The organism is Microcystis sp. LE19-84.1B, assembly GCF_027531875.1.
GTDB classification, from domain to species: domain Bacteria; phylum Cyanobacteriota; class Cyanobacteriia; order Cyanobacteriales; family Microcystaceae; genus Microcystis; species Microcystis panniformis.
In genome coordinates this window covers 1-9,603 of the sequence record NZ_JAPZSR010000151.1, presented here as the reverse complement: position 1 = coordinate 9,603, position 9,603 = coordinate 1, and the positions used below count along the sequence as shown (strand labels likewise).

Below are 9,603 nucleotides of genomic sequence, written 5' to 3'. Positions count from 1 at the left end.
GAGTTAGTATCCATAGTCTAGGAATATTTTCTGCTAATAAGGGTTGTTGATGACGGTGAGCTTCTCTTTGTAATTGTTCCCGCACAGTCAACAGTTTAGATAAACAAGCGAGAATTCCCTCAATCGTGACAGGATTGCGATAGGGTTCCAATAGACAAGGGGTTTGAGCTAATTTGCCCAATAGGCCTAATTCGGGCGGTATTTCTGGGGAAGTCGGTCGAAAATATACATCAATTTCTTGAGTTTCTGCCGTCACATCAAGGCTAGTTTTCACGTCACCGGAAGAAGAGAGAAAGGTTTCGAGGTAATCTTTACTAAATTTATCCCAAAGAAAGCGAGTCAAGGCTTAAGTGATTCAATCAATGATGATGATTATTTTATCATCTTCAAAGCCTGATTGGTAAAATTGGCAATATTGCAGCTTTAGTTACAGATTTTTCCTAGTTTTTGCGCTAGAAATGAAAGGTTAATCAGCAAAAAACGCCCTCGATGAATGAAACCGCAAATCATCGTCTGTGGATTAGGTCGCACGGGTTATAAAATCTTTTGTTTACTCAAACAACAATCTGCGGCAGTAGTAGCGATTAGCGATCGCCAAATGGTCTGTGAATACCAGTCTGATATTATTATCGGCGATCCCTGCTCTCCTAAAACTCTGCTGCAAGCTGGCCTTCCAGATGCAGAAACCCTAGTTTTGGCCATCGATAACGACGCACTCAATCTAGAAATTCTCACCCGTGCAAGAATAATTAACCCGAAAATTCGGATAGTTAACCGACTATTTAACGAAACTTTGGGAGAAAGACTCGATCAAACCCTCCCTGCTCACGTTAGCATGAGCGTTGCTTCCCTAGCAGCCCCGATCTTTTCCTTTGCTGCCCTTGGTAATAAAGCTATCGGTCAATTACAGCTATTCGATCGCCTTTGGCCAATTCAAGAGATAATTATCGAGGAAAATCATCCTTGGTGGGGATTACCCCTCTACGAACTTTGGGACGATCCGGCCCGGATGTTAATCTATTATCTCCCCGCTCACGACGAAATCGATCTGGTTTCCGCAGTTCTTTTAGGTAAAAAACTCCAAACTGGCGATCATCTCATTATCGGCAATAAACCGACAATTAAGGCAAAACAGCGTTTTAAACTGCAAAAGTGGCTGAGAAATCTACTCAATCTCCGTCCCTATCAGCACTATGTCCAACCGGTAATTCTTGTCACCCTTTCCCTCTTGGGGATGATTTCCCTTGCTACCATTACCTATCTCAGCGTTAATCAAAAAATTTCCCTCGTCGATTCCCTCTATTTCTCCGTCGGGATGATTACCGGCGCCGGAGGTAACGAAAAAGTGGCCGAATCTACCCCCGATAGTATCAAAATTTTTACCGTGGTCATGATGATTGTCGGTGCGGGGGTTATCGGTATCTGTTATGCTCTCCTCAACGATTTTATTCTCGGTAGTCGCTTTAAGCAGTTTTGGGATGCTACCCGCATTCCCGTCCGCAATCATCACATTATCTGTGGTTTAGGAGGTATCGGCACCCGCATTGTGCGACAATTACACGAGCAAGGCTGTGAAGTGGTGGTGATTGAATCGGACCCCAATAATAGATTTTTGCATTCTGTGCGCTCCTGGGGAATCCCCGTTATCATCGAGGATGCGCGTCTAGTGGCTACCCTAGAAACGGCTAATATTAATAACGCTGAATCTTTGATCGTGGTGACTTACGAGGATATGATTAATGTGGAGATTGCCCTCACTGCTAAAGCGATCGCTCCTAAAATTAATCTAGTTTTACGCTGCTCTCAGGAACAATTCGGGCGATCGATTCAAGAGGTTTTTGATTTTGATACGGTATTATGTCCCCGGGATCTAGCCACCTATTCCTTCGCCGCGGCCGCTTTGGGCGGTAGAATTCTCGGTAATGGCATGACCGATGATCTCCTCTGGGTTGCTTTGGCTACATTAATCACACCGAATCATCCTTTTATGGGGCAAATTATCAAGGAAGCGGCGATGAATGCCGATTTTGTGCCACTTTACCTAGAAAAACAAGGTCAAACTATCCACGGTTGGCAATTACTGGAAATCACTCTCGATCAAGGTGATATTCTTTATCTAACTATGCCGGCTATGCGTTTACAACAGGTTTGGCAAAATACTTCCCTAACTATTCCCCAATCTTTCCCCGATTTAAAATGATTTCTGGTCTTAATTATCTGAGCAAAGCTAGTTATCGCTGTATCTTGAGTTTAGGCAGTGCCGGCAGTATTTTAAGTCTCGCTAGTGCCAGCAGCATTTTAAGTCTGGTTAGTATCGGCAGTATGCTCAGTATTGGCAGCGTCGGCAGTATTCTTAGTATTGGCAGTGTCGGCAGTATTCTCAGTGTCGGCAGTGTCGGCAGTATCTTTGGCATCTTTCAATATCATTCTCTGCCTAACTATCCAGAGTAGTTCTAATGAACTACTACTCGCCGCTTCTTTGTCGATGGCGGTTTTTTGAGTTTAAACTGTGGGGCGATCGCTTTTTATCAAAATAGAATAGAAAGAGCGATCGCAGTTTTTCTGAGGTGAGAGAGAAAAATTTTTTAAGAGCAAACTATCGTTAATTTGATTGTATGTATTATAATTGAGTCGTTAAATTTAAACAAAATACTATACTGTCCTCATCGAGGTTATTGTTGATGAAATCAGAGTATGATCTCGCTAATATGAAAAGTCGTCCTAATCCTTTTGCTCAACAACTCAAGCGGCAGGTCACTTTACCTTTAAGGATTGATGTCATTGATTTCTTTGAAAAAAAAGCAAAAGAAAAAGGAATTTCTTATCAGGAACTAATTGATTTATATCTTCAGGATTGTGTGACAAACGACCGAGAACTCACTTTTTAGCGATCGCTTTTTATGAAAACAAAATAGAAAAAGCGATCGCCTTGTGAGCATCAGTTAATAAAACAATAAAGTTCGGGAAAAATGAACCAAGCCAGTATTCAATGTTTATCCGATAAAAATGGCGAAATGATTGCTGCTATTGTCCCTATCGATTTGTGGCGAGAGATTGGGTCTGAAGATTTGGCTGTATAGTGATCGCTAACCTTATTATAACAGATCATTAATCTCTATAGTCAGCGATTCCCTCTGGCGATTGGGCAATCGAAGGTAATAATGGATACTGGCAGAAAAAAAGTAAGTCAGTCTCTTGTCACTGGATTTCGACTGCCAAAGCAGAGATAGCATCTAACAGGCCTATCAGCGAGATTCTGTCTTTGATTGATTCGTAGGAGAAGTAATGTTCGGGGAGGTGGCTAAGAGTCCAATGGAAGCGAGAAATTAACCTCCTCGTAAACGAATAAATATCGCTCGAAGTACCTCATCTCTACGCTTGATGAGAGATTTATGTTGATGTTTTTCTGAAAACTCTTCTATATACCCATTGAGATAGTTTTTGATTTTCTTAAATGCTGACTTTAGATGCCGATTATAATCTTTTTGCTCATCGACAACTCCATGTTTACGAAAATTTTCAGGAACTTCACTAAAGACATCTTCTCCTCCCTCTTCTAAGATAGCACGGACAACACTAAAATCAATATTATTATCTTTTTCTTTTGCAATAATACTCTGGCAAACTGCCATAAAAATTTTTGCTAAATCCATCCATTCACTAATACAATGAAAAAATATACTCCTAAACTCTGAGACGTTAAAATTGTCTTCGATAGCAATGTTCCCGATTTTCAATGAATCAGACTTGCGCTCTATCTTTAAAGTTGTTTTCTCTGTTTTAACTATAGCACATCCTTGAGCGATTGCCCAACTACAGACAAAGTAATTAAAAGATTCTTTCAGATGCGTTGAAGCATCTTCTTCTGAATCATAATTATCACAAAGTTCAAGCATTCCTAATGCAAAAAAGTATAGAGATGAATGCTGACCAAACAAATCTATAGTTTTTTTTCTAGACGGTTCTTCTGTTGATTGATGAACGAAATTTCTTTTTATTAATTTAGATTTAATATTATAAATTTTAACTGTTGAATCACTTGATTTATTGTCTGCATTTCCTGTTATTGATTCAGATTTAATAACATCATTTTTAACATTTGAATCACTTGATTCATTGTCTGGAGGAATTAAATTTAAAAAGGGGGGACGTGCAATTTTAATTGTAGATACTAAATTTTGCTCATCCAAAAAAAGATTATCTGTATAATCTCGATAACATTCTTGACTTGCCTCTTGATAATTAAGTAATCCATTATCGATTAATTTTTTTGCCCATTTAATACAAGTGTTTTTATCAAATGTTTGTGATTGATCACCTATATAAGCTTGGATTAAGTAACACCAGCTTTGATATAAAGAGACTTTAGCGCATAAGTAAGAATCTCCTTCTCTGGGTGAATAATAAACTCTGGCTTTTCCAAAAGATACAAGAGATGGAAATAATTGATGAACTGACTCTTCCTTTAAAAAATTAGGAAAGAACAAAGACAGTCGGGCTTTCATTATATAGATTTTTGTCCAATAATAGTATAAAGGTGAAAGATTTCCTTGAGCTATTTCACCAATCCTAAAAAATTCTAGCAATCTTTTTTGTAGTTGCTCCTCAGCTTTTTCTATGTAATTATTACATTCATCTATTAAATCTTGTTTCTCTCCTTTTCTTCCTTCAGATTTATTTTCATCACTTAAGAAACTATATTCAGCCCTGCATAAATAATAACTAGCCTTAAGAAAATGACTGAAATTATTCTCATGACTTTTCAGGCGTCCTAATAACTTTCCTGATTGGTTGACCAAACCTTCGTCAAGATATGCTTGAATAATAAATAATTGAGATTCGTAAGCAATTTTACTCCATTTAGATTTGCCTTCATAATATTTAAGAATTGTTTCGTTTAGATGTTGCTCCATTACTAATAGAGAAAAAGGATAAGAGGTTAAATATTTTTTTCCTTTAATTAAATTCTCTTTTTCTTCAATACGTTTTTTTAATTCTTTAAGATAATCTATTGGTTTAATGCCTGTTTGTTCAATTAATTTTAGACGTGCGTGGAATCCCGACATAGCTATAGATTCGATCAAGTCGAATCCTAGATAGTCACTCTCAATAATATCCGAGCCTTCAACATAGCAATCAAAATCATTATTTTCTTTATTTTCAAGTAAGTCTTTTAAATCATCTATTTTGATCAATCTACCTCTCGATTTTGACCAAACAGATGCCAAACTATCACCACCAAATAATTTATCCTGAGTATAAACTTCTTGGATGACAGGAAAGTAACTATTTAAACAAGGAATATCCCAGAGTAAACCCCGATTAAGTGCTTTACGAACTAATGATAAAATACTTGAAATACCACTTACCTGTTCAAAAAAATCGATATTTTCTCCTTCGATTTTTAAACGGAAGTGAATCGTGACTTGATAAGCATTATTCTTTTTGAAAATGTCAAATGCTGCTTTGGTCGCTATACTATCTGGGTCTTTTTTTAATAAGTGTTCATTGATTAAAGTGTCATCATTTTCAAAAGGAAGTGGTCCCACTTTTTTGATTTCTAAGTATCTAAAAGTAATCGGTATTTGATCGGAAATTATTTTATTGTCAATGATGTTAGAAGTTAACTGTTTAATCCACTGATCAGATAATTGATAATTCCATTGTTTTTTATAGGCTTCAGTAAACTGACTAAACTGACTTGAATTTTCTGGTAATATATTGGGAAGATGATATCTGGCAATTTCTAGCCCAGATTGAACGGCAATGAGTGTAATCTCATTTATAACTCTTTCCTGTACTTTCTCAATTACTTTATTGTTCTTGTCTAGCCAATCTTTTGAGAATTTATCCTTAATTACTTCTTGAACTAAATTGTTCAGATATTCTTTTTTAATCGTCGAAAGAACGGAATCTTGTTCCTTGCTTCCTTGCACTTTAGCTATATGGGTAAATTTATCTTCTGAACAATCTGATACTTGATTAGAAGATATAGTATAATCATTAGACAAATTAATAAAATTTTCCTCTATGTAAGCTTGAAAATCAACAGGTAAGCCTAATTGTTTCTTCTCTTGACGTGAAAGTTCACAATATTTGCGAATTGCTTTAATTTTATCTAATTGACCCAGAACTTTTGGAAGTTCGTCTTCATTTTGAAGTTGGTCTTCATTTTTAGGTTTATGACTAATGTCTATGTTTTTTTCTATCCCTTGAAGAATCTCGACTAAACGACTTAACGTTAAGGGAGGAACATTTTCCTCTATCTTCTTATTTAACCCATTTAAGACTCTTTCCGTAAATTTCCTTCCTGCGTCATTTCCTGCATATCCCCATTTTCTAGCAATATCTACTGTTGCTATATCTCCAATATCTGGACTATCTGGACTATCTGGACTAATTTTGATGCCCGCTAGTTTGAGAAGAAAAAAATAAACTCTTTCGTCTCGCTTAATATCTTCATCATCTCTTTTTGGTGGTCTTGGCATGATTTGCTTGAGTTTAGCTCTGATATAAATGTTATTGACACTCCCTGTGCTAAAGCGACGGGGATTCTTGCTTCAAAGAGACTACTTGCTTAGACAGAATCTTCCCAATCTGGGTTAACCCTTTGTCCGGTAATGGTTTGAGCCTTTTGGCTGACCGAAAATGTCTAAGTCCCAATCGTCTTTTAGCAACCGTCACCTAGTATAGCACACTGGCTGGACAATTAGAACGGCAAAGTAGAGTATAGACCGGACAATACCGTCCAAAAAAAGTGCTAAAAAGTCCTAAGCTGGGTAGAAAGCAATCTTTCAGAAGCAATTAACAAAACTTTATAAATCCTCATAAATCCTCTAAACTATTGTAACAAAAGGGTTTCAAAGGGTTTTGGCTGTTGGACTATTATGGCGGATTCTTGACTACAAAAAAAACTCGAAGGATAATAAGTGGAAGTTCTAAATTCACTTTCCTTCGAGTAATCTATATATGTTAACTCTACAGCAAAAACAACTCAGCGATCAACCGATTAAGCGCCTGCCAACGGCAATCTCTACCAACACCAACCCGAAGGCTCATTTGGATGTGGCCGCCAAGCAATATGCAGACAGCGGTTATAGCCATATCGAACTTCAAGTGGAGCATGGGGCGATCAATGATATCGAAAATCCCCGGGTTATTTGTGGTCTCACCCATCTCCGTCAACTCTACCCCAAACTCAAATTTTCGGGTCATGCCAGCTATAAGAAGACTGATCTTGCCGCCAGCAATGAGATAGTGCGCCAAAAGTCGGTCGCAAGAGTAAAAAAGGAGATCGACTTCTTCAAGGAGTTTGACGTCAAACTACTCACTCTTCACACAGGGCGGGGGAATTCTGGCACAAACTTTGATAAGCTATGCCGTTCCGTAGAGGGACTTGTGGCTTATTCTGATACTTTAGACATGACAATCTGTGTCGAGACTGCTGGTCGTGATGGCTTTTTGTTATTGACCGCTGATGAGTATGGCAAACTGGCGGAACGTACAGGCTGCAAACTCACCCTTGATTTACCCCACCTGATGACTACCAACCCGAATAATTTCTGGGAGGACCTAGATCAGTTAATTTCGTTGGCTGGAAATCTGCATTTATCCGACACTTTCGTTCCTCATCACCTGCACAACCCGATCGGGTTCGGTAATTTCGTCAATGAAGACTTAATTTGTTTCTTGTTTGAACGAGGCTATGAAGGTCAAATAGTCATCGACGCCGCGGAAAAGGCCTACTCCCCTGAGATGTATCAAAACCAAGGAATCGCTTTTTGCGATAGTTTATCCCAGTATTTAACCTTGGGTTAAATTTAAGGTGGTAAAGGTAGGGTTTAAACGCCCTACTGGTTTGTTTCAGCTAATTTGGTGTATTAGAAAAATGCTATAAATTCTATAATCTAAGACTTTAAACCGAAATCTATTGCCCTATTTTAGCTGAAACAGTCCACTACTTTCTTTACTAATCTACTGAGTCTAACACTATGAATCCTCAAAAGAAATTCAACGACTATTTTTCTAAGCAAGCAAAAGAGTATTCTCTGTATCGCCCAACTTATCCCTCCAGTATATTTGATTATCTTAATACCATTGCCTCTCAACATCAAATGGCATGGGATTGTGGGACAGGTAATGGACAGGTTGCCTTGGGACTAACTCGTTATTTTAATAAGGTTTATGCCTCTGATGCTAGTGAAAATCAAATAAAAAATGCAGTAATACACCCTAAGATTAAATACTTTATATCTGTTGCTGAGTCAACGCCTTTAGAGTCGAAATCCATTGATTTAATAACAGTTGCTCAGGCGGCACATTGGTTTAACTTAGACGATTTTTATGGAGAGGTAAAACGGGTTCTTAAACCGCAAGGAGTTTTAGCCATGTGGTGTTATGGCTTTTTTGAAATTCCTCAAGAAGAAGTAAAACTAAAATCAGCTTTACAAGAATTTTATCATACCATTAATCCCTATTGGCCAGCAGAAAGACAATTAATCGATGATCAATACAAAACAATTTCTTTTCCTTTTCATGAAATTAATTCTCCTAAGATTATCATGCAAAAAAAATGGAACATTAACCAATTAGTCGGATATTTAGAAACATGGTCTTCTACTCAAAGATGTATTAGTGACAGAGGACAAGAGTTTATGTTCGGTAAATTGGAGCAAATCATTAATAGCGTGTTATCCCCTGAAAAACTGATTGTAATTGACTGGCCGATCTACTGGCGTATTGGTCGTTTGTCTATTGGAAATTGAGTAAGGTGTTCTGTATTTAAATTGGCTAATATAGACAAGGGGCTTAAGTCCCTTGTTATCAATAGGTGACAGTTTAAATCCCAAATAGACTTGCTATATGTATGGTGGGCAATGCCCACCATCTGTTATTATGAGGGGTAGATAGGGTCTTCCTAAAAACTAATCAAGGATTCAAAATACGTTCGCGGTGGTAGGGTTGCTTAAAAATGTTAGAATCTATACAAAAAACACAATCTCCTTTAGCTTTGGCCCCTGCGTTGGCAGCTGCCATTAAACGAGGCGAAGAAGCGAAGAAACGGTTCCTATCTAAGCAAGGCGGAACCTTAACCAGCGCTGAGATTTGTAGTGTTTTAGCCTGTAGTTCTTTGGAATTAGAAACTATGAGGCTCAATCATCAGGTCTTAGGTTTATCTGTCAACGAAGAATTAGTTTATCCTGCTTGGCAATTTATTGATGGCAAAGTTTTGTCTGGTTTAGACCAAGTGTTAGCCGTCCTAAAAGAAGATGGTGCTTGGACACAAATGCTCTTTCTGCTTACGGGTGATATTCGTTTAGACGGAGCAACCCCGCTAGAAAAACTCCAAAAGGGAGAAATCGAGCCAGTGGTTTTGGCCGCTAAATGCTACGGGAGTCATAGCGCAGCGTAATGGGTTTGCCTCCTTCTGTTTGTGGGTTAGTACGTTTGAGAATTAGTTCACCAATTTTATAAAAAATAATATCTCCTGCAAGAATCAAAAATCTTCAGTAGCAGACAAAAGATAAGAGATAAGGGACTTGCGTAGGAATAATATCCCAGCCAGAAAATCGCTCTGTAGAAGAACCAGACCAGCCAGATGGC

At 38.0% G+C, this 9,603-nt stretch carries 7 protein-coding genes and 1 pseudogene; 6 read left to right on the top strand and 2 right to left on the bottom strand.

Annotated features, from left to right (window positions below; translation table 11 throughout):
• A pseudogene (locus O9324_RS09620) lies at positions 1-343 on the bottom strand (DUF4351 domain-containing protein); the annotation flags it as partial.
• A 150-nt stretch (positions 344-493) separates the two neighbouring features.
• Between O9324_RS09620 and O9324_RS09615 the strand changes: the two are divergent.
• From O9324_RS09615 to O9324_RS09605, 3 genes are all read left to right on the top strand, one after another.
• Complete coding sequence (locus O9324_RS09615; RefSeq protein WP_002776532.1) at positions 494-2,200, top strand: potassium channel family protein; 1,707 nt, start codon at positions 494-496, stop codon at positions 2,198-2,200.
• The gene (locus O9324_RS09610; protein WP_002750132.1) at positions 2,197-2,451 is read left to right on the top strand and encodes a hypothetical protein; all 255 of its coding nucleotides are present in this window, start codon (positions 2,197-2,199) and stop codon (positions 2,449-2,451) included. The genes O9324_RS09615 and O9324_RS09610 overlap by 4 nt, the downstream gene beginning before the upstream one ends.
• A 230-nt stretch (positions 2,452-2,681) precedes the next feature.
• Positions 2,682-2,888, top strand: coding sequence for a UPF0223 family protein (locus tag O9324_RS09605; RefSeq protein WP_002750139.1), 207 nt, complete (start codon positions 2,682-2,684; stop codon positions 2,886-2,888).
• Between the two features lie 438 nt (positions 2,889-3,326).
• On the opposite strand, the gene O9324_RS09600 is transcribed toward O9324_RS09605, so the two are convergent.
• Positions 3,327-6,488: a hypothetical protein gene (locus O9324_RS09600; protein ID WP_288140060.1), complete on the bottom strand. Its 3,162-nt coding sequence runs from the start codon at positions 6,486-6,488 to the stop codon at positions 3,327-3,329.
• A 481-nt stretch (positions 6,489-6,969) separates the two neighbouring features.
• On the opposite strand from O9324_RS09600, the gene O9324_RS09595 reads away from it, so the two are divergent.
• From O9324_RS09595 to O9324_RS09585, 3 genes are all read left to right on the top strand, one after another.
• Entirely contained in the window at positions 6,970-7,818 is an 849-nt protein-coding gene (locus O9324_RS09595; protein ID WP_288140059.1) for a sugar phosphate isomerase/epimerase family protein, read from the top strand.
• A 173-nt stretch (positions 7,819-7,991) separates the two neighbouring features.
• Positions 7,992-8,765 carry a class I SAM-dependent methyltransferase gene (locus O9324_RS09590; protein WP_288140058.1) on the top strand — a complete coding sequence of 258 codons (774 nt, stop codon included), beginning with the start codon at positions 7,992-7,994 and terminating at the stop codon, positions 8,763-8,765.
• A 206-nt stretch (positions 8,766-8,971) separates the two neighbouring features.
• Positions 8,972-9,412, top strand: a complete 441-nt coding sequence (locus O9324_RS09585; RefSeq protein WP_288140057.1) for a hypothetical protein — start codon at positions 8,972-8,974, stop codon at positions 9,410-9,412.
• Positions 9,413-9,603 lie beyond the last annotated feature (191 nt).